The following is a 25003-nucleotide window of genomic DNA, read 5'->3' as shown; positions in this document are numbered from 1 at the left end:
AAACACATAAATCACACACCTCCTACCCACTTCCCGGAAGGGAAAAAGTCACTCTTTGTAACTAATTTTATATATATAAATTGAGAATCATTTCATACAACTCCTGCTTGCCGCTGATCTGTTTCGGCTCGCCGTCGCGAAGAGCGATCGTACGCAGGTCTTCCAATGTCAGCTTGCCGTCTTCGAAAGCCTTACCTTCGCCATTATCGAAGCTGGCATAACGTTCGGCACGCATTTTCTTGTAATCGGAGTTTTCAAGGATAGCTGCAGCTGTCATCAAAGCACGGGCAAAAGCGTCCATACCACCGATATGAGCCAGGAATATATCGTCCAGGTCAGTCGAGTTACGACGAGTCTTCGCATCAAAGTTTGTTCCTCCTGTAGTCAGACCGCCACCTTGAAGGATCACCAGCCATGCCTGAGTCAGTTCGTAGATATCCATCGGGAACTGGTCAGTATCCCAACCGTTCTGGTAGTCACCGCGGTTCGCATCGATACTGCACAACATACCAGCATCAACAGCTGCCTGCAATTCGTGTTCAAATGTATGTCCTGCCAAAGTAGCGTGGTTCACTTCGATGTTCAGGGCGAAGTCTTTATCCAAGCCGTAATGACGCAGGAAGCCGATCACCGTTTCAGAATCCACATCATACTGGTGTTTAGTCGGTTCCATCGGTTTCGGTTCGATCAGGAAAGTTCCTTTGAAACCATTCTTTCTGCCATAGTCACGTGCCATGGTCAACATCATGGCCAGGTGATCTTTTTCACGTTTCATATCGGTGTTCAGCAGGCTCATATATCCTTCACGGCCACCCCAGAATACATAATTCTCACCGCCCAAAGCGATACAAGCGTCGATAGCGTTCTTGATTTGCGTACCGGCACAAGCGACAGCCGGGAAATACGGATTGGTAGCTGCACCGTTCATATAACGTTTGTTACCGAATACGTTGGCAGTAGACCATAACAGCTTCTTGCCTGTTGCCTGCTGTAAACCTTTGGCATGTTCTACCATTGTCTGCAGGTCTTTTTCAAACTCAACCATTGTAGGAGCCTCGTCTACAACATCCACATCGTGGAAACAATAGTAAGGAATGCTACATTTGGTCATGAATTCGAAAGCAGCATCCATTTTATATTTTGCACGGCTGATACGGTCGGCATCTGTATTCCAGGGGAATGTTTTTGTTCCGCCGCCAAACTGATCACCGCCTTCGGCACACAGTGTATGCCAGTAAGCCATAGCAAAACGCAGATGGTCTTTCAACGTTTTACCCATCACAACCTTGTTTTCATCATAATAATGAAATGCCATCGGATTCTTAGAATCACTTCCTTCAAACTGAATCTTTCCTATTCCGGGAAAGAATTCTTTTTCACCTTTATAAAAGTCCATGAAATTAAATGTTTTAATGATTTATATTACATTGGTATATTATTACATGCCCATCAACGTATCCAGACGTTCTTTCCAGATACTGTATGCTGCGCAGTATTTATCTGCTTTCAATCCGTCAGGTTCGATCACATCGATCTTCTTCAAAGAGGCGAATGCTTCTTCTGCCGACTGATAGATACCGGCACCGATACCGGCTCCCTTAGCGGCTCCGACGGCTCCGTTCGTATCGAACAGCTCGATCACCGCTCCCGTCACACCTGACAGGGTATCACGGAAAATCGGACTCAGGAACATATTGGCATTACCGGCACGGATCACACCGATGTCGATACCCATTTCGTTCATAATATCCATACCGTACTTGAAGGAGAACACGATTCCCTCCTGGGCGGCACGGGCAATATGCGCCTTATTATGAATATTAAAATTCAGTCCGTGTATAGAGCAGTCTATCTGTTTATTCTGCAGCATGCGCTCTGCACCGTTTCCAAACGGCAGGATAGACAACCCCTCCGAACCAACCGGCACAGTGGCAGCCAGATCATTCAGCTGCGGATAATTGATACCTTCCGGAGCCACGTTCTTCTTCACCCATGAGTTCAGGATACCGACCCCGTTGATACAAAGCAGTACACCCAAACGGGTCTGTTCGGATGAATGGTTCACATGGGCAAATGTATTTACTCTTGACAACGTGTCGAAGTTTACTTTCCCGTTTACACCATACACAACACCGGAAGTACCTCCTGTGGCAGCGATCTCCCCCGGATTCAGTACGTTAAGTGATAGAGCATTATTAGGCTGGTCGCCTGCACGATAGGTAACAGGAGTTCCTTTTTTCAATCCCAGCTCCGTTGCAACGGAGCCCAGCAGCTCGCCCTGCAAGCCGAAAGTCGGACGGATCTCCGGTATCAGATCGTTGCTGAATCCGAAGAAGTTCATCAGATCTTCGGAAACCGTCTCATTCTTGAAATCCCAAAAGATACCTTCCGATAAACCGGAAACCGTAGTAACGATATCTCCCGTCATCCGCATGGCTATAAAGTCACCCGGCAACATAAACTTATGGACGGAACGGAACAGCTCGGGTTCAAATTCTTTTACCCAGGCAAGTTTCGCCGCGGTAAAGTTTCCCGGAGAGTTCAACAGATGAGACAAACATTTCTTCTCCCCTATATTTTTAAAAGCACGATCGCCATAAGGAACGGCACGGCTGTCGCACCAGATAATAGAGGGACGCAACACCTCCATCTTCTTATCTACCAGCACAAGTCCGTGCATTTGGTAAGAGATACCGATTGCCCGGATATCCGTTCCCTGAATACCGGCTTGAGCAATGGCTCCTTTTATGGCTTCTTTCAGATATTTCCACCAGTCATCCGGTTCCTGTTCTGCCCAACCGGGTTTTACAGCTTTAATAGGAGCTTCTTCTTTCGGATAGAAATCGGCACCGACCGTCAGCCCTGAATGGGCATCCACAATAGATGCTTTTACAGAAGAACTACCTATGTCACAACCTAATAAATACATATTCTTACGTGATTAATTCTTATTAAATTTTGAATGTAACTTATTATATTTCACTTTATCGAAACGATAATAGCGGGCGGCACGATGGGCAACTCCGGTTTCAATCTCGTCGGTAGGCACTATGTATTCCAGTGAACTCATTTTCTTATGGAAGTTACGGACGTCCATTTCCTTATTATATATGATCTCATAAGTACGTCTTAACTGGAAAGCCGTGAACTTCATCGGCAGGTAGTCGAAGATGATAGACGGTTCTTTTTCCACCCATTCCCGTATTTCTTCCACAGCAGCTCCGATGATCTCCCGATGGTCGAAAGGCAGAGGCGGTAGTGAATCGACCGGGAACCAGGCCAATGAGGTATATTTATTGGTTGGATTCGACTTCCGCCCAATCTTGCTCAGTGCCAAATAAGCTACCGTGACGATCCGTTCGATCTTCAGCTTCATCGCATTTTCCAGCCATTGCATATCGTCGGCATTTTTTGTACGTGAAGGAGACCCGAAACTACGGAACTGTTTCAGAGGAACGCGTTTTAAACCGGTGGCCTCATTAAATACCCGGTATGCAGCCGTATCCAAATCTTCATTTTCATAAATAAGACTTCCGGGTAATTTGTAATGTTTCTCATCGCTCTTATCCACCTTCCGTTCTACCAGCAATACGCAAAGCTTGTCTTCATTTACTCCCAGTAGCACGCAATCAACAGATACGTGCGAATAAAGCATTTTCTTGTTTTCCATATGTGTTTCCATGATATTACGTTAAACAGTTGCAAATATAATCATTAATCCAATATACAAAACAGACAAAACATTTTTTTCAATATTTATAACAGCTTATTTATCTGTGATTTTACTATCTTACCTCATACAATAACATTTATCCCCCATAATGTAAACAAAACAATATTGCAGTAAAGCTCTGATATTTTTCTCTTTAACATGCTTTATCAAAACTTTCTGAACTATTCCCAGTCCAGAATACTTTTATTAATACATTTGTTACAGATTTTACTTGATCATGGACATAAAACATATACAGTTTACGTGCCGGATGTACTGGGCCAACGCAAAAGGACTGCTGAATATAGGGGCAGAAGGCATCATACTACTGGCTTCCATCGCTTCCCTGTTTGTTCTGGTGTATCAGTTCGGTTTTCAGCAGACCAGCGAAACCATACATCATTTATATCTGAGCCGCATCTATATTTTACTGGGATTCTTTATTGGGATCACATTAAGGTATATAGTCCGGTTTAACGAGATCATACAGGAAAAGTTACTGTATCTGGATATCGGCATCTATTTTCTTTTGTTTGCCGTTCTTTCAGCGAAGGTCTTTTTCAAAGATATTATCGAACAGTCGTTGCCTTATCTCGCTTTTCTCTCGAAACCACTGTTCGTATATATGCTGATGTTGCTGCTCAGTGTCATCCATCTGTCGCGGCAGACATTTACGCTGATGCAGACCCGCATCAAACCGTCTCTGCTGTTCCTGCTCAGTTTCATTTTCGTGATCCTGATCGGAGCGGGATTATTAATGTTACCGAACGCCACTACCCGACCGATTCATTTCGTGGATGCCTTGTTTACGGCTACGACTTCAGTTTGTGTAACGGGACTTACCACAGTGGATGTGGCAACCACTTTCACCCATATCGGGCATGTGATCATTATGATCCTGATACAGATCGGAGGGATCGGCGTGATGACTTTCACGAGTTTCTTTGCGCTTTCCTTTATGGGACATTCTTCTTTTACCAGCAAACTGATGCTGAAAGATATGCTGAACGAGGAGCGGATCGGAGGATTGTTCCGGGTGATACTGAATATCCTGTTCGTCACGTTCTTTATTGAAGGGATCGGGGCGTATTTCATTTATATGGATATAAGAGGGACATTACCGGGTGCCACGTTACAGGATGACATATTCTTTGCCATCTTTCACGCGGTGTCTGCTTTCTGTAATGCCGGTATATCTACGCTGAGCGGCAATATGTGTGATCCGTTGGTTGCCCACAATTATAATCTGCATGTGTGGATTTCTCTGCTGATTATCTTTGGCGGACTGGGATTTCCGATTGTATTCAACTACCTGAAATTGTTAAGGCATTTTATTGTAAATACGTTTATGGTAGCTACAAAGATGCAGAAGCGGTATATCCATACCCCCCGCATCATCAACATACATACTTATATTGTAGTGATAAGTACGCTGGTGCTGATCATCGGCGGTACGATCCTTTACTTTATTTTTGAAACGGACAACACGCTGGCAGGACTGCCGATGAAAGGAAAACTGGCAGATTCTTTGCTGGGGGCAGTCACTCCGCGAACAGCAGGGTTTACGGTTGCCGACATGGGAACGCTTCGTCCGGTAACACTGATGCTGACGCTTATCCTGATGGTGATCGGTGCCGCACCGATGTCTACCGGTGGTGGACTGAAAGTAACGACTGTTTTTGTAGCAATCGTAACGGCATTGAATGTGGCCCGTGAAAAAGAAAAGGTAGAAGTACGTAAAAGGGAAATATCTCCTTCTACGATCCGCCGGGCTTTCGCGACGATTGTCCTTTATTTTATCTTTGCTTCGGTTGCAGTCTGGATGTTGTCCTACACGGAAGAAGGGACACCGGTCTTTACGCTTACCTTCGAAGTTGTCTCTGCGCTGAGTACGGTAGGATCGAGCCTGAATTTTACTCCTTTGCTTTCCATGTCGGGAAAGCTGATCATTATCTGTGCGATGCTGATCGGGCGTATCGGGGTACTGACTTTTATGGTCAGCTTTATAAGAGAATACAAAAAGAGGGATTACACATACCCTCAGGAAAATATATTAATGTAATAAGAAATGCCTTATGAAATTTCTGGTTATAGGATTAGGAAATCTGGGACGTGCCATCGCGGAAAATTTGACCCGCATCGGCGATGAAGTGATAGGTGTCGATTTGAATCTGCATAAAGTGGAAGCTGTCAAACAGACTATCTCCGGTTCAGTCAGCCTCGATACGACCGACAGGGATGCGCTGAACACGCTCCCTCTAAGCGAGATGGATGCCATTTTTGTGACTTACGGCAAGAATTTCGGAACTTCGGTACAGACAGTCGCCTTATTAAAGAGCCTGGATGCCGGCAGGCTGATCGTCCGCTCGATCTCTCCTATCCATGAAACGGTGATCCGTTCCATCGGAGTGTCGGAGATCATTCGTCCGGAACAGGATTATGCGGCTACATATGCCTCACAAAGCTTACTGGGCGATCTGTTCCAGCGTTGGTATCAGGTAACGGAAACGCATCATCTGTATAAAATAAAAACACCCGGCGCTCTGATCGGGCAATCTTTAAAGACAATCGATTTTCAAACGAATTTCGGTATTCGCCTGGTGGGGGTTGAACGGGCAAAAGAAATACGCAACCTGATCGGACTGAAGCAAACTCAATATTATGTAATAGATCCGCTGAGCGACGATCTGGTCCTGGAAGCGGAAGACAGGCTAATACTCTTCGGGAAGATGGAGGTGCTTCATAAAATAAAAGAACTATAAGGAAGAAAAAAAGCGCTAGTCTTTTTCCTTAAAGACTTACGCTTTTCCCGAAATAAGCAGGCATCACCATAGGGAAAGGTGATGCCTACTTTATAACGATAGACACTAGTCGATCTTCTTAACGAGCACTTTATCAATACGTGCCCCATCCATGTCTACAATCTCGAATTCGAAATTCAGCCAGGTTAATGTTTCACCGGTTTTCGGAACACGTTCCAAAATTTCCAGGATCAAACCGCTCAACGTATTATAATCATGTTCGGCATACAGGTCTTCCAGGTCGAAATATTCCAGAAAATCGTAGAAGTTATACTGTCCGTCCACCAACCAGGAACCATCGGCGCGCTGAGTAATCTCTGCCTCCTCACCGATTTCCGGAACCTGGCCGATCAAACCTTCCATGATATCTTTCAAAGTAACGATACCCTGGATACCTCCGAACTCATCCGTCACGATACCATATTTGACACGAGCCTGCTTGAACTGCTCCAACGCATTATAAACACTCTGATTCTCCGGCAGATACTGAGCCGGACGTATTACCTGCTCCAAAGAGAAATCAGGTTCATCGATCCGTCCAAACAGATCTTTCAGGTAAACGACACCTTTGATATTATCGAACTTTTCGGAAGCTACCGGATATATATTAAATAGGTTTTCCTGTACTTTCTCACGAATCTTTTCGATACTGTCCGTTACATCCAGCCAAACCAAGTCACTCCGGTGTGTCATGATCGAACCGACATTCCGGTCTCCCAGGTTGAACACACGTTCCACAATGTCTTGTTCAACTTCCTGCACTTCACCTCCGTCAAAGCCCTCTTTGACGATCGCCTTGATCTCTTCTTCTGTTACTTTATTTTCTTCATTTGCTTTAATTCCGGTAATTTTAATAACAAAGGAAGTACTTTTCGACAATAGCCATACAAAGGGTAAAGCCAACTTTGATAGCAGAAACATGGGTCTGGCAACCAGCATCGAAACCCGTTCGGCATATCCCATGCCGATACGTTTCGGCACAAGCTCACCCATGATCAAAGTAAGATAAGTAACGATTATAACGATTACAGTCTTTGATAATCCAAGAGCATAAGGTTCGAGTACGGGAACATGACGAACCACTTCTGCCAGGTTATAGGCGAAAGCCTCTCCTGAATACAAACCGGTCAGGATTCCGATTAGCGTAATACCGATCTGGATAGTAGATAAGAAACGATCGGGTTCACCAGCCAACTTCAGGGCTGTTTGCGCAGATTTATTACCTCTTTTTGCCTCTAGTTCCAACCGGGCCTTACGGGCAGACACTAAAGCGATCTCAGACATCGACAAAATACCATTCAACAAAATAAGGCCGACAATAATAAAAATTTCCATTTGCTATATATACAGCGATTGATTAGGGAGCGAAGATATGAATTATATCGAAATTAATACTACATTTAGAACCTTAATTAATATATGATATAAAACATGAAACATCAGATCATATTACTTGGCAAAGATATCACCTCTGTTTATCACGGGATCAAAGAGTTTGCACCCGACCATGTGCATCTTCTTTGCACGAACGAGACAAAAGATGTAGCTACCCCTTTATTTCCGCTACTCCCCGCCAGCATCCGCCGGACCTTATACCGGACCGAACCGTACGACGGAGAAAACGTTCGCAACGTATGCCGCAAGATACACCAGGCCTACCCTACCGACGAGTTTGCCTATAATCTTTCGGAAGGAACCAAGCTGATGGCATTCGCCGCATTTACAATAGCCAAAGAATATAACGCCCCGGCCTTCTACCTGACTCAACTGGGCGACCTGATCCGGTTGGAAAACTTTGAAAAGCATCCGATGCAAAGCCAGTTGGATAATAAAGAGATATTGGGCCTGAGCGGAAATATCCTGACAGAATACCAGGACGCCAAACAATTGAGCGATGCCGACATACAGGCTTCCGTCTCCATCAAGCAGTTTATCGAACAATACCCGAAAGAACATACCATGATCCAGAAGTTCTTCAATATATTCTGCAATAAGGAACTATCTCGCTTACCGTCATCACGGGTTTTCAAGAGCGGATTGCGCTTCAAGCAAAGACAGGATACTTTCCTCATTGCACAGCAAAACCGTGTATTGCTCAGGTTAACGACTCCCAACGCAGGTATGTTATTTTTCAAAGGACGCTGGTGGGAAACACTCGTTGCCCATAAAGTCAGGACATGGAGCCAGAGACATCCCAACCGTCCCGAGGTATGGCAGAGCGTTCTATTCAGGACAGAAAACAACAGTTCCAGGACAAAAAACGAAGTGGATGTCTTGTTGAACAACCAACAGAAACTGATATTCATCGAATGTAAATCAGGAAATGTAACGCAGAATGATATATATAAGGTAGATGCGGTACGTGAAACCTATGGCGGAGATATCTCGCTGGCTGTATTAGCCAGTTATTACCCGGTGGAAGACAGTTTACAGGAAAAATGCAAGGATCTGCAGATCAATTTATTTGCCCCTGCCTATATCGACGATCGTATCCATCATCTGGATACCCTTCCCGACTGGTTGGAAAAGCTGTCCAACTCCCTGCAGTTATAAAAAAATGAAGCCGTTCTACCTTCTCAGGCGGAACGGCCTTTATCAATCGATAAGTTTTTGCTAATCTAATACATATTAGAAAACAATATCGGGAGATAGATACTTACACTTATTCTAAATTCTAAACTTCATCATCATATTCATAGAGGGGAACTCACTTATTCCCCAACACCTTTATTTATGCAAATGACGTGCCAAAAGAATATAAAGTCGGGATATACCTATCTAATATACTAACTATCAACAGATAAAAACATTTTATATCACATCTTGTATTTCCGCACATCTCACAACTGTGGTGTGGAATCGATGTGGAAGTGTGGATTTTTTCCACACCACACTAAAAAAGCCGGTCTATTCCTAGACCGGCTTTCACACGTACCTTTATATATTATACTTTACTTATTTTACAAACTTGGCTTTCAAAAGATAATCGGCACAACCTTTTATCCCGTCAAACTGGGTACGGCCATCCGGCATACCTTCCAGTTCGACATAATATTCCTTTACACCGATCTGATAGGCCTGTTTGAAGATCATCTCAAAGTTCATAAAGCCAGATTGTCCAAGGATTGCACGATCTTTGATATGCAACAGTTTAATACGATTCGGATATTTCTTCATGTATTCCACCGGATCATTCTGCCCGATCACCGTCCAATATACATCCATTTCAAAGAATACCAGATCAGGATCCGTATCTTTCAGGAAAAGATCATAGATTTTTTCGCCTTTGTTATGGCGGCCGAATATAGCTTCTTTACCTCCGGGAAGTACTTTGGCAAACTCAAAGTCATGGTTATGGTAGCCAAAAGGAATACCTGCCGCTTTTACAATTTTTCCGGCTTCGTTGAAAACATCGCAAACATAGCCTACCTCTTCCACACTGCGGGTACGGGGTTGTCCGGGCTGAACCAGATATTTCACACCTAACTTGGCATGATCGTCTGCCGTCTTTTTCCAATATTCCATAATCATATTGCGGGTATCCGGCGTGTACTCGCCTGTCGGAGGATTCACGTGAGAACTGGTGATCTTCAATCCGGCATCTTCTGCCATCTTCTTGAATTCCATCATATCGACACCATTGATCTTGCCGTTATTGTAACCCGCCAGTTCAAGAGTGGAATAACCCATCTTTTTAAGGTTCTTCATTCCACCGGGAACGTCCTTCATCAGTTCACCTCCCAAAGAATAAATCTGTAAACCGATACTTTTGGCAGCAGTCGTTTCCGATACGACGGGAGTGGCTGCATGTAATGATTCAGCCTTTCCGGCTACCAGCCCCCCTAAAGTCAGGACAGAGGCACTTTTTAGAAAATTTCGTCTATTTACCATGGTCTATTAAAATTTAAGTCTTCAAAGGTATTGTTTTTAATCTGAAAAATAATTCTATATTTGTTCTAAAATAAGAGGCTTATAAATAAATTTAAGAGTATGGAACCTATTTATTGTCAAAGTTGCGGTATGCCGCTGATATCCGATACGGATTATGGAACAAACCAGGACGGGAGTAAAAACAAAGAGTATTGCGCGTTCTGTTTTAAAGACGGGAAATTTGTACAGGATGTAACGATGGATGAAATGATCCAAATCTGTCTTCAGTATTCAGATTCTTTCAAACACGACAACGGCGAAAGCTACACAAAAGAAGAAGCGCTTGCCGGCATGCAGTATTATTTTCCTCAACTGAAACGCTGGAAAAAAGAGTGAACCTCTACGAATCCAATCAAACTGTGTAATACGCCATTATGTACCAGGAATATCCTCCATGCCCGTCACTGGCTCCCTATATCGACAAATATTGGGAGGTGAAAGGCGAGACTGAATACGACATGCGTTATAAGATATTGCCTGACGGATGCGCGGATTTCATCTTTTCCATCCAGGAACCGTCGCAACCTCTGAACGGTGAAATGCTGATGCAGCCTTACCGTTTTTATTTCGTCGGTCCCATGCGGGTTTATTCCGAACTGGTCACACGTTCGACCAACCTTCATATGATGGGTGTACGCTTCTCTCCTTGCGGACTGGCGGCATTCACAAAGGTTCCTTTGGGAGAATTTACCGACATGCGAATCGATGCTTCCGAATTGGATATGCTTTTCGACAATAGTTTTGCAGAAATGTTATGCGAAAGAGAATCTTTGCAGGAACGCATACAAATCATAGAAAGGTTCCTCCTTTCCCGCCTGTCCGCTATCATTCCCATAGACCGGCAGATGTTGCAGGCAACCGATCTGATCATCCGGTCGAACGGGATGCTCCCCATCCGTCAACTGACCGATAAATTATATCTCGGCCAACGTCATTTCGAGCGCAAGTTCAAACACGTCACTGGTTATACACCGAAAGAATTCAGCAGGATCATCAAATTCAGGAACGCAACCCGAGTTTTAAGGGGCATAAAAGATACAGACATGCAGCAGTTAGCCATCGACTGTGGCTACTACGACCAATCTCATTTTATCAAAGAGTTCAGAAGATTATCTGGAAGCAATCCATCCGCATTCATGTCTTTACCGATACCGGAAGACGATCCGCTTACCTATATATAATAGAAGAAAGTCGATTTTTTACAACAGCAACCGCGAAGTTTCCCTTATGTTTGCCTCCGAAACAAAAAAATAGTTTTATGGAAAAGATCAAACAAGAGGCAATCGAATTGCTGAATAACTGCGAGGTGTTGACATTAGCCTCCATCGACGAGCAGGGTTATCCCCGTCCTATAGTCATTTCGAAGATCAAGACAGACGGGATCGATACGATTTGGTTCTCAACGGGAACGAGTTCTGAAAAAACAAAGAATTTTATCGAAAACCCGAAAGCAGGCGTCGCTTTCTTCAAGGAAGGCGACAGTGTGACGCTGACAGGCACCATCGAAGTAGTCGAAGACGCTGCGGAAAAGAAAGCATTATGGGTAGACTGGTTTTATGAGCATTTCCCCAAAGGTGTGGAAGACCCGGAATATTGTATCCTGAAGTTCACCGCCGAACATGCAACCTACTGGATTGGCCATAAGTTCGTGAAGGGGAAAGTGTAAACATCATATACGTTTTAAATAAATATTCGTTCGATAACCGTTCTTTATTCGTTCGACAACCATCGAATAAATAAAGAACAGTTATCGAACGAATAGAGAACAACTGTCGAATGAATACTTATTTTAAACCCAACGGTAGTTTACATTCAGACATTAATCATCCAACTCTCCCTGATTCCGCATATGTTTGCCATCGCAGAAGGGTTTGTTCTGTGAAAGACCGCAACGGCATAATGTAACGCGGTTGCGCACCGGATAGACACGTCCGTTTTCGTCTTCTATAGGAATACCGCCTTTCACCCAGATAGGACCGTGTACGCTGGCAGGGACATCTTCCAGGATACTGATACCTTCGGGCAGTTCGGGTTCAATCCGTTTGCCATCTTTCGTAACGGCTGTCAGACGACCGCTGGGGCAGTTGGCGCACTGCTCTTTCACTATTTCAATCGTATCCTTCGAGTCACCCTCCTCCACCTGTTGCCAGGCAGTACCGTGCGTATCGCAGAAACGGGCTACCGCACAGAGGCTTTCGGCATCCAGCATATCGATGACTTTACCTTCATAAAGGACAGACATTTCATCATACGAATCGTGACTGGCCGTCGTATCTCCTTTAAAGCCAATCTTTTTATGCGTTCCGTCGCAGAAAGGTTTGTTGTGCGAGCCACCGCAGCGGCACAGATGATATACGCCTTCAACGGAATACTTTTGTATTTCCTTATAACCGGTGGAAGCTCCTTTCCGGTCGCCGATATAACGTAACTGATTCACCGGGACATCCCCGATCACTTCGTAAGGTCCGTTTGGGAGAACCTTGATTTTCTTTTCACTATTAGATTCCATCACCTAAGTTGTTTTAATTTTATGTACTATTTATTAAACAACCTGGATTTCAGTTTGCTTAGTCAAACCTTCCGGAAAATCAAGCCATCCGCTAAAATCCCAGTCCAAGCTCGAACATGAAACGGAAACTATCGGTCGAACCGAACCATGAATACTTCGTCGTGACCTTGTTGATCAACGTCAGCCATACCCCTCCTCCGTACGAGGTATGCCATCTTTTCGATTCTTCACCCGGAAACCAGACACGGCCGTAGTCGAACCCGGCAAACACTCCGTACTTCAAAGGGGTGAACGGATTCTTAAGTTTCCCCATATCCAACCGGATATCCGAATATTGGTAAAAAGCCTGTTTCCCGATAAAACGGTTATCCCGGTAACCGCGTAGTTCGGTGGATGCCGCCTGGTAGAATTCATATTTATTATTGAAGAGCAGTTTACACTTCGCCATCGTCGCCCAAGTCAGACGATCGGTAATCCGTACGTCCAGTTCCATAGAAGCACCGGCATAAGGGAAATTACGTCCGGCATCCCTCAGATTCATCATCCAACCGGCTGTTACAGCTCCACCGATCCGGGGGATAAAAGAAGAAAGCTCTTTCTCCGTCTCCAGCGTAGCCCCCAGGTCGAAGAAGTAGTTATTCTTGAAAATCCGGTGATCTTCGGGATAATATTGGTTGATGAAACGGTCGCTCGTTTCCTTCGCCTTGAACATTTCCAACGAAGTTCGAACAGTCAGCTTTTCATTCTTTCCGAAATTGAGCAGAAAAGAAGGCGACAGTTTGAACTCGCGGATATGGACACGGTTGTAATTTTTCTTCGCTTCCTTATATCCGTCCGTATTATTCCCGAAACCGAAAAAGTTATAGAAATTCCTCTTCGAACTGATTGTCGCCTCTATATTGAACGATTTCTTTCCGTCGTAAGAAGGAAAAATCCCTTGGTACATGAACCCTTGCAGGTAATTATAGCCGACACGGTGCTGGTAAGTAAACGGCGAACGTTTAAAGCCATACATCGTATAGGTAAAGAATGTACCGAGACTGAATCCTTTATCCGAGTCGTAAATCCCCCAGGGTGTGAGCGACATTTTATGATATTTGATCTTATTGTAGTCATACTGATGTATTTCCGGTATATCCGAAAAAACTTTACGGGCATGAAGAATGGAGTCTAACCGGGCCTTTTCCGACTTATACTCGTAAATCCGTATATGATGACCCGGGTCCAGCCGGTAGCTATTCTCACCACGGCCGGCAATCAGGAAGACGGGCATTTCTTTCTTTGCTTCTCCGTTCACTTCAAAACGGTCGTCACCTTCAAGACCGTATAGCCAAAGTTCCTTGGTCTTTTTACGGCTATATTTCCGGTCGAACACCAGTCGGTCTGTCTCTTTATCGTAGATGCGGATAAACAAACTGTCGGGATTAGTACGATCGATGACGAAACGGTCAGAGCGGTTGCTTCCCGTCAGAACCGGGGTTCGCTGCAACTGATCGAAATAAGCCGTTGCTATCTCTTCCAGCCTATCCCGTCTCTGTTTCACGATCGCGCCGATCCGTCCGATCTCCTTATCCTCTATTCCCTTCGGCAAACGCGAGAAAGCATCGTCTATCACCGAATCGGTCAGTGTCCGGCGGATGAATCGGGCCTGCTGCATCCATACATCGGCATCACTTTGGGAAGCCAACGCCATATCCAAAGAAAAACCCAAGGCGTTCTCTTTGCGGACGCTTTTCAGCGAAGGATCGTAATTAACAATGAAACCCAGGCCCAACACCCGGAGCATTTGTTTGAACAAAACGCCGTCAACCTTCGTAAAAGCATGGTTACGGTCGATGACGATCGGGTCGAAGGTTAGGCTGTCGCCCCGCTGACGCGCTATCCAGTTCCAGTTTTCGGGTATCTTATTCCAGTCACCTATCACCATATCCAACAGACGTTCGCGGATATAAAGTTCCTGATTCACCTGATAATTCTTATCCGTCCGGATAGTATCCAGCAAATCTTCTGTCAGGAGAATATTCGGGCGGGTATTAAAATCGGGCACATCGATGACACTGACCAGCTTATTTCCGATAGGCGTTCCATCCGCCACTGTATCGGTTGTGGAATACTCGGGCAAGTAAAAGATCCGCGAATTATTTGAGTTCAGGCCCGACGAACGCGCCAGATAATCGGCAGAGATAAAGGTAAACGGATTGATAATAGTATAGGCATCGCCGATGAACTGGTCCAGATATGTATTTCTGAATACTTGTTTGCTATAGACTTCCTGGAAGAATTTCGATTCGAGGAAGGTAGTATATCCGCCTAGCGGCTTCAAAAGACATAACTGTGCCTGATCGTTTTCCAGAAGTAATCCCTGGAAATCAGTAGCCTGCTCCACCACCTTCATCCCACCCCAAAGCGTTTGCAGGGTGACGGCAGGCACGGTGATCGGGATAGAATATAATTTCCGGTAATGTTCTCCCCAAAGCATCTTATAAAAATCACTTTTCTCAGTGGCCGACGACGGGTAGATCGATTTTCGGACCAGCGAATCGCCTTCGGTCATACCGGCACTGTCGACCGGCAACAATAGATCCGCTGCCGCCTCCGGAGACGGAAAAAACAGCAGGACCAACAATAATATATAGTAACAGACAGTATAAACATGTAATTTCATCATCTGCAAACTGAATCACAATTATATTCAAACAAGTAACACCTGTATATTTACATAACAGAGCAGACATTCAACTTGTTTTACTCATAACGCCTGGCAGCCTGATCCGGTTTTTTTTCGTATTTTAGCAGACAATAAACGAATCCTTTAAAAAGAAAAGCTTATGAGTTTTGCTGGCCATGTTTTCGATATGATACGAAGGAACAAAGAGGATCGGGAGATGCTCAGACAACTCCGTGACCGGGGAAAAGACACCCGTGCAAAGTACGCTTCCCAACTCCCGGACATCAGTGCCGAAGAGTTCGACCGGATCAACCGGCAGGTGAAAGAACGCGAACAAGATGAACAAAAGTACTTCTCACAAATAAAATATGTGATTTTACTGGCTGCCCTTGCTGCCTTTGTCTTATTATGGATCATATTAAAAGTATTCTCTTTCTGAAATTCTCATAAAAATATGGCAAAGAATAATCTGACTTACTGGTATCATCTGATCGCAATCATCACGGTTATTATTTGGGGTACGACTTTCGTTTCGACAAAAATCCTGATTCATAACGGGTTGTCTCCCGTCGACATTCTTTTCTACCGTTTCGCGCTGGCTTATGTCTGCATCTGGTTTATTTCGCCTAAGGTGCTGTTCGCCCGGAGCAAACGGGATGAGCTTATGTTCGTAGCCGCCGGGCTTTGCGGGGGATCGATCTATTTTATTACAGAAAATACGGCGCTGGGGATCACGCTGGCTTCAAACGTGTCGCTCATCATCTGCACCGCTCCTATCCTGACGGCGTTTCTTTCGCTCCTGTTTTACCGCGGGGAGAAGATCAAACCGAACCTGATCTACGGCTCCGTCATGGCGCTGATCGGGGTGGCGTTTGTCGTGTTCAACGGTAGTTTTCTATTGAAGATCAATCCACTGGGGGATATGTTGACGCTGATCGCAGCGTTGATGTGGGCGTTTTACTGTCTGATACTGAAACAGATGGGGAACCGGTATCCGACATTGCTGATTACCCGAAAGGTGTTTTTCTACGGGCTTGTCACATTAACCCCGATGTTCCTGCTCCATCCGCTGAATACGGATACGGCGATACTCTTCCGCCCGGTCGTTGCAGCTAACCTGCTGTTCCTGGGTGTGGTAGCATCGATGCTTTGTTACATCATGTGGAACACGGCAGTCAAAGAGCTGGGTCCGTTCCGCACGGCCAACTATATCTATATTGTCCCGCTGGTGACGCTGATCACTTCCGCCATCGTGATCGACGAAATCATCACGGTGATCGCCCTGATCGGATCGGTCTTTATCCTGAGTGGGGTTTATATTGCGGAGAGGGGGGTTCATTTGAAAAGAAACAAGGGATATATGTTTTAAACAATATCGAGATCATGGAACGATTACCTAAAGAACTCAACAACCAAATTTTCCGCAAACTGAAAAGCATTGTGGAAGTAGCGAGTATGACTCCCGACCAACGGCTTGAATACGAATTGAGCCTCTCCGTCGAACGTGACCTCTCCGCTGCCCTCGATACCAGCTTCGAAGACGGGATGGAAAAAGGCAAGGCAGAAGAACAACGCCTTATCGCTGCCAACTTAAAAAAACAGGGAATAAATATCGACACGATTGCGCAATGTACCGGATTGTCGGTAGAAGAAATAAGTAAATTGTAATCTATAATTGCTTATAAATCGAATCAGCCAGGTTGCTATACATGAAAAGCCGCCTGGCTGATTTTATTTTAGCTCATCTTTTTGAACTTTTCCCCTCTTTTCTCTTATTTATTTACTATTCATCTCCCGTGTGCCGAGTAAAATAATCGAGGGTGGTAAACCTCTCACCGCAGTGGTATTCCTATCAATCGTCTCAAAACCTCTCCGAAAACCCCAATTATTTTGTCTCATTTTGCAAATTGTTACAGATTCCTTGTTGCGTCCGACTACATTTAGGCAAAAATCAGTCATCACCATAACAACACTATTATTAATAATAAAGAAAGGAATCTGTTTATGCCTACAACAATTCATCTAAGGAAAAGTATCCGGGCGATGCTACTATCGCCCGGATACGGAACTGATATCAGTTCCGCCCGTTTACCGTACGGCAACGCAGCGCTGATCCGTCACCTGCCCGCCGCAGCCTTTTCACCCCGTACCCAAGACGCCCGTTCAACCCCCTTCCGTCCCCGTACCCCGAAGGCAAGCGTCTCCCCTGCCGTCCTGGCAATCCTGCTTTTAATCCTGCTCCTTCCCGCCGGTTGCGACAAGAAAGAGGGCCACAAGACCTCGCACCCCGACAAAGGTGCCGTAGCAGGCACCACGGAATGGTCGCAGCGCGGCGAAGACGTGGCAATCCCTGCCCGGTACCGTGTAGAAGCAGCCGGCAACACCGCCACGGCAAACAGTGCGGCATTCGTCGTACCCGGACTTTTCGAGCCGGGCACCGTGGAAGTGCTCGCCTATAACCTCCCGGCAGGCGTCAGCGTGAACGACGGTATCGCCACGATAAACACAATGCCGGACGCTGCGGCAAATGCTGCGGCAGACGATACACCGCCCACCCTGCTCATCCCCGATGCAGGCGTCTTCTTTTCCGGTACGGCAACCGCCGACGCGATTGCCGACGACACCGTACGGATCACGCTGCCCATGCACCAACGGATGCGCCGGATACACTTCACCCTCACCGTCACGGAGGGCGACCCGGAACGCATCGCCTCCGTCGAATCCCGCCTGGAAGGCGTAGCGGCGGCAATAGACCTGCGGACAGGTGAAGTGACAGGCGATTCCATCGCCGTACGGATACCGTTCGCCCGTACCGCCGACCGGCTCACTGCCGATGTATGGACCGCAGGTATCGTCGCGGAAGCAACACACCGCATCGTAACGACGCTCACCTTCTCCGACGGCCACCATATCACGACCATCGCCGACGTAACCGATCTCCTCCGCGACTTCAACGCAGACAAGCTCACCCCGCTCGACGTCACGGGCAGCCTCTTCGCCCCCGTGGGGGCCGGGCCGAACGGAACGATCATCGACTGGACCTCGGGCAACGGCAAGGGCGACGACGTGGATGCGAATATGTAACCGAATAACAGCATATAAAAATAAATACAAGTAGAAGCATGAAAACAATCAATCAAATCCGATTCGTTGCCCTCGTGGCAACAGCAGCCACCCTCTTCGGAGGATGTGAGAAAGAGAATACAAGCCCGGCAGACCATCCCTTCGTGGAGGCACGGATCACCTCCGTCATCGACGCGATGGCTACCCGTGCAGCAGGTACGGTATGGGCGCATGGCGACGCCATCGGCATAACCGGAAAGTCGGGAACGACGGAGTACAGGAATGTGAAATTCACCACCATGGCAGCCGACGGCATATTCACCCCGGACGGCGGAGCAACGGGCGGCATCTACTTCCAAAACACCGACCCCGTCGATTTCACCGCCTACTATCCCTATGCAGGCAGTAAAGGCACCCCGGCAGGCAAGGTCACCGCAAACGCCGATGACCAGACAGCCGCGGGGCAGGCGAAATACGACTTCCTCTTCGCCCGGGCCACCGGCAGCGCGGCGAAACCCGACGTGCAGTTCCGGTTCCGTCATTGCATGAGCCTCATCGTATTGAATTTCCTGCCGGGCAAAGGCATTCCGACGCTCGGTGACCTTCAATACGCCATCGACGCACTCGCATTGGAGGGAACATTCGATACCGCAACGGGGAAAACGGAAGGGACAAAAGCGAAGAAGCTGACCCGGAAGGTTCCCTCCAATGCAAGCGGAATGTCCTCCTCGCTGATTGTTTTCCCGCAACAGCAGAATAGCGCAAAGATCGAAGTCACCCTGGGCGACGCGGTTTATTCCGCGACGATCGACTACCCGGAGAACCCGGAAAACAGCCGCAAACGCGAATTTGCAGCCGGTTATTCCTATACCTATAATATAAAGGTGAACAAATCCGCGCTCACCATCAGCCCGGCCACGATAAAACCGTGGGAGAAAGGGAACGGCGAGAATGGAGAAGATGTCCCGGTGTGGAACTGAGCAGTTGACAGATGACAGATGAGAGAGAAGAGAGAAGAGAGAATAAAGAGAGGATAAATTAAATAAGAGATAAGTTATGAAAGCATACATTATATATATGATAGCTGCGCCGGCACTGCTGATACCGGCAGGAGGATGCAGCGACGGGCTGACCGAAGGCGGCGCAGCAGCAGACGGCGACATCGTGACCTTCAGCGCTACGGTCGCCCCGATGACAGGCGACACACAGACCCGCGCCACCGTGGACGGAACGTTCGAGGAAGGCAACACGATAGGCGTCCTCTCTAAGGGCGACACGAAGGCAAAGACTTACGTCTACCGCAGCGGACAGTTCGTCCCCGCCACCGATGCCGACGCCATCCGCTGGCAGGGCACCGCCAACGAGCAAAAAACCCTCACCGCCTGGTATCCCAACGTGAAGACGGACAAATTAACCGACCTATCCGCCGACCAGAGATCCGACGAGAATTTTGACGCCGCAAACTTTCTTGGTGCCGAGGAAATCACGATAACACGTACGCAGACGAGCCTTCTATTCGAACATTACTATAACGTCCGCATCACGGTGAATCTCCGTGCGGGAACAGGCATAAGCGAGGCAGCCCTGCGTCAAGCGACAGTGATGCTTCCCGCATTCAATATGAATAATTATATGCCGAATTCGGACGGGACTATTTCTATAGATGACGGAAACGTATCAGGCCCGGTTTTCCCCCACGAACGCACCCCGGCCACCGCCGGCTATATCCGAACGTTCGATGCGGTCGTGGGGGTAATAAAGTTTCAATACGACGTCATACAGTCCACCCCCATCGAACTCATCCGGATAACCATCGACGGCAACAAGGACTATTCGTATCGGAAGATACTGCAGCAAGGTGATCTCACGTTTCAAGATAACTGCCACTACACCTACAACGTGACGGTAAACGACGACGGTCTCACCCTCGCGCCCCCCACCGGCGGGACATGGGAGCAGGGCGGCAAGGACGATAACATCGAGAGCGAGGATGCCAATAGCACCCCAAGTAATAACCCATAAATCCATTCCCCATGAAACGAACAGAACAATTATACCGAACAGCGGTACTGCTGACGCTCCTGATGCTGGCAGCAGCCTGCACCCCCGACGACGCATTCGATAACGCTGCCCCCGGCAACGGCACCGACCCTGCCGCCGTGCTCACCATCACCGTTACCGACGGAGCCTATGCCGCCGCCCCGGAAGCCTCCGCCGCCAATGCCGCGACGAACAACGGCGCACCCGTGACCCGCGCCGTGGAAAGAGGCTTTGCCACCGAGTTTACCAAAGGCGACGCGATAGGCATCTATGTGGTGAAGAAGACGAAGGAGGCGCGAGAGGCAATTCTCGAAAACGGGAAATTCACCTATGATGGCCAAACATGGAAAGCTGAAACAAACCAGGCACTCCCGTCCATCCCCCACGACGACGAATACCTTTACTTTGCCTATTATCCCTACCAGAAAGACATGTCGTCCAAATATACAGTAACTATCAAAGAAGACGACGTGAAATATTTCTTCTGGAATCTTATCAACAAGTGGGATGTCAAAGATGACCAGAGCACCTACGCCAAGTACACCGCCAACGACCTGATGGTGGCGCGTGGCGTAGTCGCTCCCCTTCCGGACGGCAGCCCGGCTTCCCCCTCCGGCTCTACCCTCACCTTCACGATGGAGCATCAGATGGTGCTGTTAGTCATTCGCCTGCCGCACACCATCTGCACCTATACCGAAACCATCGACGGCAAGAATATGTCGAAAAGCTACAACCTTTATACAGGCGGCCATGTGAACAAGTGGTGGCAGGAAAATCATTACACGGCACGCCACATAATACGTATCAATGAAAATTGGGACGCCGGCACTGCTTCTTCTTACTATGATTCCGACTTTAAGAAGCACAAGTTCACACCGAATATAACGGAAAATGACGCATCAGGTGGCACATACCAAATCTACACCGTCGACAAGGGCACGGAGACCACCACAGAACGTCCGCTCGCGAAAGGCGACTTCTACATGAAGGACGGCACCGTCCTGCCGCAGGAGGCTTTCAGCAACGGAAAACTGCCCGACAACGTGAAAAAGGACTGCATCGGCGTCATCTTCTGGGTGGGCGAGAAGGAAGGGACACACTGGACGCAGACCAAAAATCGGCAAGGCGACCACCTCCTGATGGACGAGCATCCCACGTGCATCCACGGCATGGTGGTGGCACTTCAGGATGTCTCTGATTCCCCCGTCGCATGGGCTACGAAGCCGGAGGACGAAAAAACCCTTTGGGAGTGGGCTTATGCTTTCGACGGATTCACGGACAACGAGAAATCCCTTTGGGAGATGGTTTTCGCTTCAAACCCCTCCTACGGTTATGCCTACAACGCCCTTTTCGGGCTGTACACCGCTCACAATAAAGATGCTGATTTTCCGGCCTACGACGCGGTGAAGACCTATGCCGGCAGTCATCCCACGCCGGAGGGGTGCAGCGGGTGGTTTTTCCCGGGCAAGTTTGAGCTGGCAACGATATGGTTCGGCATACCTGATAATATCACTGGGAAATCGATTATATTAAATGAAATGAATCAGCAGATTGAAAAAGCCGGTGGAACCAAACTTAAAGGAAAGTATTGGAGTGGTTACAACTTTCAGGAATCGTACTCGTGGTTTATCTCCGACTCAGAACCTCATTATGGAATAGAAGTCCAAACCAAGGAGTGCAATGTCCGCGCCGTATTGGCCTTCTGAGGCCGGGCAGCCGGAAACGAAGTCAGCCATTTAGGTTCAGCCCCCGGCTGAAACGACAGCAATAAACCGGATAATTCACCCCCGCCCCGTCAAAGAAAGGAGGGCAACGCAAACGGGCGGGTATGTATTGAACAAGATTATAAACTTTCTAAAAAGAAACAAGTATGAAAACAAGAGAAGACAAAAACGAACCCACGGTTGAGGAACAGGACACATCGAAATACTTCGAGGACATCAAAAACGACCGTGCAGCCTTGCGCCAGTTCTTCACCGCCATGCCCAAAGGCGGCGACCTTCACAATCATCTTACCGGCTCGGCGTATGCCGAAACCTACTTCGAGATGGCAGCGAAAAAAGAAATGTACGTCGATATGACAACAGGCAAACTTTATAAGGACAAACCGGAAGGTATAAAGGTCGTCCGGCTCTCCAAAGATATGGACGACCTCCACAACCATCGCATGGAGCTTATCGACAAATGGAGCATCCGCAACTTCCAGCCCTACAAGTATCCCCTCGGCCCGGACGAATATTTCTTCGGTACCTTCGGCCTCCTTTCGGCACTGACTTCGGATATCGACGACCTCGCCCATCTGATGCGCGAACTGAAAAAACGCGCCGTCAAGGAGAATGTGCAATACCTCGAAGTGATGGCATCTTCTCCCCACGTCCCGGAATACTGTTTCCTCGACGAAGCCGACTACAAGAAATATGACACAGACCTGAAATATTATGTAAAGAAAGGGGATGATGATAAAGCGAAGGCACTGCTGGGCGAAATCTATGATCTTATCGACACGAAAGCTACTGAAGCCGCTGCCGACTACCTCGAATTTATAAAGCAGTTGGACGAGAAAAGCAGAATCAACGAAGAGGCTTGGGAAACCACGACCGACAACGGCAAAAGAAAGCTTCTGTGCCGCTATCAAGGATACTCTTCGCGTGGTGGGGAACCTCTGAAAGTATTCGTCCAGCTCTACGTTGTACATAAGGCATGCCTGCTTTCGTCCGATGAGAAAGAGAACTTGCTGGTGGGATGCAATATTGTCGCCGCCGAAAATGGGGAAAAGTCGATGCTCTATTACCACCTGCACATGCAAATGTTTGCCGTGCTTGCCGATAAACAAAACGAAAACAAAGACGAAGTCAAAGTCAACACCTCGCTCCATGCCGGCGAACTGACGCTCGGCCTGACACGCCCCGAACATCTGACTTATCATATCGACCAGGCTGTAAACATTGCCGGAGCAAACCGCATCGGCCACGGCGTAGACCTGCCTTTCGAGCCGAACAGCAATGAGATTTTAAAGACAATGAAGAAAGAGCCTGAGGGAGAACCAGAGGATAAGCCTACGGGAATCCCTGTGGAAATCAACCTTACCAGCAACGAATTCATCCTCGGTGTGAAGGACAGCGAACACCCCATCCTGCTTTATCATAAGGCCGGTGTCCCCATCATTATCTCCACCGACGATCCCGGTATCCTGCGCACCTCGCTCACCGAGCAATATACGTTGGCGACATTGCGCTACGGATTCTCGTATCCGGAAATCAAGGAGTTTGTCAATAACAGCATCCTATACGGTTTCCTCAATGACAAGGACAAGGGGCAGTTAAAGAGTGAATTGGAGAAACTGTTCCTGGATTTTGAAGCAACAATCCGGGAAAATCACCCCCAGCCCACCCTCATATAGCAAACGGAGGTTGTGTCAAAATGCACTGAGTTTTGACACAACCCCTGCTAACCGGCAAACACAGTATTAATAACCTAAAACAAAAAGCTTTATGGCAACAAAAAAGTATGTATGGAAATTCGACCTCGAAGAGTACTTAATGACCAAAGACGTATTGGAAGACTACAAAGCCATCCTTAAACCGATCCAGTCGCTGGACATCACCGACGTGGCACGCGCCATCGTCGAGGAAAGAACCGAATACCGCGTCGACACCCTGGTGAACACCGCCAACCTCATCGACGAGAAAATCCGCCAGTTGGTTTGCCAGAACAACATCGTCAAGACCGGCACGGCCATGTTCACCCCCGCCATCGAAGGCCTCTTCCTGGGTAAAACCGGTACGGTAGACCCTGCCAAAAACAAATGCACCGTCAACATCATCCCCACCGCCGCCATGCGCAGCGAGCTCGACAAGGTGACGATGGAGTTCTCGGGCACGGTCAAAGAATCGGGCGGCGCACGCATCGGCCTGGTGAAGGACGTCACCACGGGCAAGACCGACGGCACCATCACCCCGGGCGGCATGATCGACGTGACCGGCTCGAAGATACGCTGCATCAACGCCGACGGTACGGGTATCGGTTCGCTCACCCTGCTGAAAAGCACCGACCGCAGTGTGGCAACCTCCATCACCCTCTTCGGTATCAACGACCCGAGCCGCCTGATGTTCACCCTCCCCGCCAACCTGGAAGCCGGCACCTACGAATTGACCCTCGAAACCTACTTCAGCACCAACAAAACGCAGCTGAAACAGCCGCGCACCCTGGTCTACTCCATCCCCCTCGTCGTAGGCGGTGGCAGCAGCGGTGGTGGCGACGATCGGCCCGAAATCGAATAA

General features: G+C 47.6%; 22 protein-coding genes. 15 read left to right on the top strand and 7 right to left on the bottom strand.

The window, feature by feature from the left end; all coding sequences use genetic code 11:
- Window positions 1-67: 67 nt before the first annotated feature.
- Genes xylA through DXD68_RS11845 form a run of 3 tightly spaced genes read right to left on the bottom strand, consistent with a single transcriptional unit; the run spans window position 68 to window position 3682 of the window.
- Window positions 68-1396 (bottom strand): xylose isomerase, encoded by a 1329-nt coding sequence (xylA, locus tag DXD68_RS11855; RefSeq protein ID WP_122361688.1) that lies wholly within the window; start codon window positions 1394-1396, stop codon window positions 68-70.
- A gap of 42 nt (window positions 1397-1438) precedes the next feature.
- Entirely contained in the window at window positions 1439-2929 is a 1491-nt protein-coding gene (locus tag DXD68_RS11850) for a xylulokinase (RefSeq protein WP_122361687.1), read from the bottom strand.
- 12 nt (window positions 2930-2941) lie between these two features.
- A complete protein-coding gene (locus DXD68_RS11845; protein ID WP_122361686.1) occupies window positions 2942-3682 on the bottom strand; it encodes an NUDIX hydrolase in 741 nt (246 codons plus the stop codon).
- A 268-nt stretch (window positions 3683-3950) separates the two neighbouring features.
- Here DXD68_RS11845 and DXD68_RS11840 point away from each other — a divergent pair, with 268 nt between their 5' ends.
- Window positions 3951-5774: a TrkH family potassium uptake protein gene (locus tag DXD68_RS11840; protein ID WP_122361685.1), complete on the top strand. Its 1824-nt coding sequence runs from the start codon at window positions 3951-3953 to the stop codon at window positions 5772-5774.
- 13 nt (window positions 5775-5787) lie between these two features.
- Complete coding sequence (locus tag DXD68_RS11835; RefSeq protein ID WP_122361684.1) at window positions 5788-6474, top strand: potassium channel family protein; 687 nt, start codon at window positions 5788-5790, stop codon at window positions 6472-6474.
- A gap of 105 nt (window positions 6475-6579) precedes the next feature.
- Here the strand turns inward: DXD68_RS11835 and DXD68_RS11830 are convergent, their stop codons facing one another.
- Window positions 6580-7848, bottom strand: coding sequence for a hemolysin family protein (locus DXD68_RS11830; RefSeq protein ID WP_122361683.1), 1269 nt, complete (start codon window positions 7846-7848; stop codon window positions 6580-6582).
- A gap of 96 nt (window positions 7849-7944) precedes the next feature.
- Here DXD68_RS11830 and DXD68_RS11825 point away from each other — a divergent pair, with 96 nt between their 5' ends.
- On the top strand, window positions 7945-9066 hold the full coding sequence (locus DXD68_RS11825; protein ID WP_122361682.1) for a Card1-like endonuclease domain-containing protein: 1122 nt from the start codon (window positions 7945-7947) through the stop codon (window positions 9064-9066).
- A 402-nt stretch (window positions 9067-9468) separates the two neighbouring features.
- Here DXD68_RS11825 and DXD68_RS11820 read toward each other — a convergent pair whose 3' ends face one another.
- Window positions 9469-10404 carry a TIM barrel protein gene (locus tag DXD68_RS11820; protein ID WP_122351646.1) on the bottom strand — a complete coding sequence of 312 codons (936 nt, stop codon included), beginning with the start codon at window positions 10402-10404 and terminating at the stop codon, window positions 9469-9471.
- 99 nt (window positions 10405-10503) lie between these two features.
- Between DXD68_RS11820 and DXD68_RS11815 the strand changes: the two genes are divergently transcribed.
- From DXD68_RS11815 to DXD68_RS11805, 3 genes are all read left to right on the top strand, one after another.
- On the top strand, window positions 10504-10779 hold the full coding sequence (locus tag DXD68_RS11815; protein ID WP_122361681.1) for a zinc ribbon domain-containing protein: 276 nt from the start codon (window positions 10504-10506) through the stop codon (window positions 10777-10779).
- Between the two features lie 38 nt (window positions 10780-10817).
- Window positions 10818-11624, top strand: a complete 807-nt coding sequence (locus DXD68_RS11810; RefSeq protein WP_122361680.1) for an AraC family transcriptional regulator — start codon at window positions 10818-10820, stop codon at window positions 11622-11624.
- Window positions 11625-11701: 77 nt separating this feature from the next.
- Window positions 11702-12109, top strand: coding sequence for a pyridoxamine 5'-phosphate oxidase family protein (locus DXD68_RS11805; protein ID WP_122361679.1), 408 nt, complete (start codon window positions 11702-11704; stop codon window positions 12107-12109).
- A 153-nt stretch (window positions 12110-12262) separates the two neighbouring features.
- Here DXD68_RS11805 and DXD68_RS11800 read toward each other — a convergent pair whose 3' ends face one another.
- On the bottom strand, window positions 12263-12952 hold the full coding sequence (locus DXD68_RS11800; RefSeq protein WP_122361678.1) for a CDGSH iron-sulfur domain-containing protein: 690 nt from the start codon (window positions 12950-12952) through the stop codon (window positions 12263-12265).
- Between the two features lie 91 nt (window positions 12953-13043).
- A complete protein-coding gene (locus DXD68_RS11795; protein WP_233577118.1) occupies window positions 13044-15620 on the bottom strand; it encodes a hypothetical protein in 2577 nt (858 codons plus the stop codon).
- A gap of 160 nt (window positions 15621-15780) precedes the next feature.
- On the opposite strand from DXD68_RS11795, the gene DXD68_RS11790 reads away from it, so the two are divergent.
- The 9 genes from DXD68_RS11790 (at window position 15781) to DXD68_RS11745 (ending at window position 25003) form a co-directional block, all read left to right on the top strand.
- Window positions 15781-16059 carry a hypothetical protein gene (locus tag DXD68_RS11790; RefSeq protein WP_122361677.1) on the top strand — a complete coding sequence of 93 codons (279 nt, stop codon included), beginning with the start codon at window positions 15781-15783 and terminating at the stop codon, window positions 16057-16059.
- A 15-nt stretch (window positions 16060-16074) separates the two neighbouring features.
- Window positions 16075-16989, top strand: coding sequence for a DMT family transporter (locus DXD68_RS11785; RefSeq protein ID WP_122361676.1), 915 nt, complete (start codon window positions 16075-16077; stop codon window positions 16987-16989).
- A 14-nt stretch (window positions 16990-17003) separates the two neighbouring features.
- On the top strand, window positions 17004-17288 hold the full coding sequence (locus DXD68_RS11780) for a hypothetical protein (RefSeq protein WP_233577117.1): 285 nt from the start codon (window positions 17004-17006) through the stop codon (window positions 17286-17288).
- Between the two features lie 336 nt (window positions 17289-17624).
- Window positions 17625-18704: a hypothetical protein gene (locus DXD68_RS11770; RefSeq protein WP_147382994.1), complete on the top strand. Its 1080-nt coding sequence runs from the start codon at window positions 17625-17627 to the stop codon at window positions 18702-18704.
- A gap of 38 nt (window positions 18705-18742) precedes the next feature.
- Window positions 18743-19663, top strand: coding sequence for a fimbrillin family protein (locus DXD68_RS11765; protein WP_122361673.1), 921 nt, complete (start codon window positions 18743-18745; stop codon window positions 19661-19663).
- Between the two features lie 76 nt (window positions 19664-19739).
- Entirely contained in the window at window positions 19740-20705 is a 966-nt protein-coding gene (locus DXD68_RS11760) for a fimbrillin family protein (protein ID WP_122361672.1), read from the top strand.
- 11 nt (window positions 20706-20716) lie between these two features.
- Window positions 20717-22429, top strand: a complete 1713-nt coding sequence (locus DXD68_RS11755) for a fimbrillin family protein (RefSeq protein ID WP_122361671.1) — start codon at window positions 20717-20719, stop codon at window positions 22427-22429.
- Between the two features lie 164 nt (window positions 22430-22593).
- Window positions 22594-24123, top strand: a complete 1530-nt coding sequence (locus tag DXD68_RS11750) for a hypothetical protein (RefSeq protein WP_122361670.1) — start codon at window positions 22594-22596, stop codon at window positions 24121-24123.
- A 91-nt stretch (window positions 24124-24214) separates the two neighbouring features.
- Entirely contained in the window at window positions 24215-25003 is a 789-nt protein-coding gene (locus DXD68_RS11745) for a DUF4469 domain-containing protein (RefSeq protein WP_122361669.1), read from the top strand.

Source organism: Parabacteroides sp. TM07-1AC (assembly GCF_003480915.1).
Lineage (GTDB): Bacteria > Bacteroidota > Bacteroidia > Bacteroidales > Tannerellaceae > Parabacteroides > Parabacteroides chongii.
This window is presented reverse-complemented; position numbering and strand designations above follow the sequence as displayed.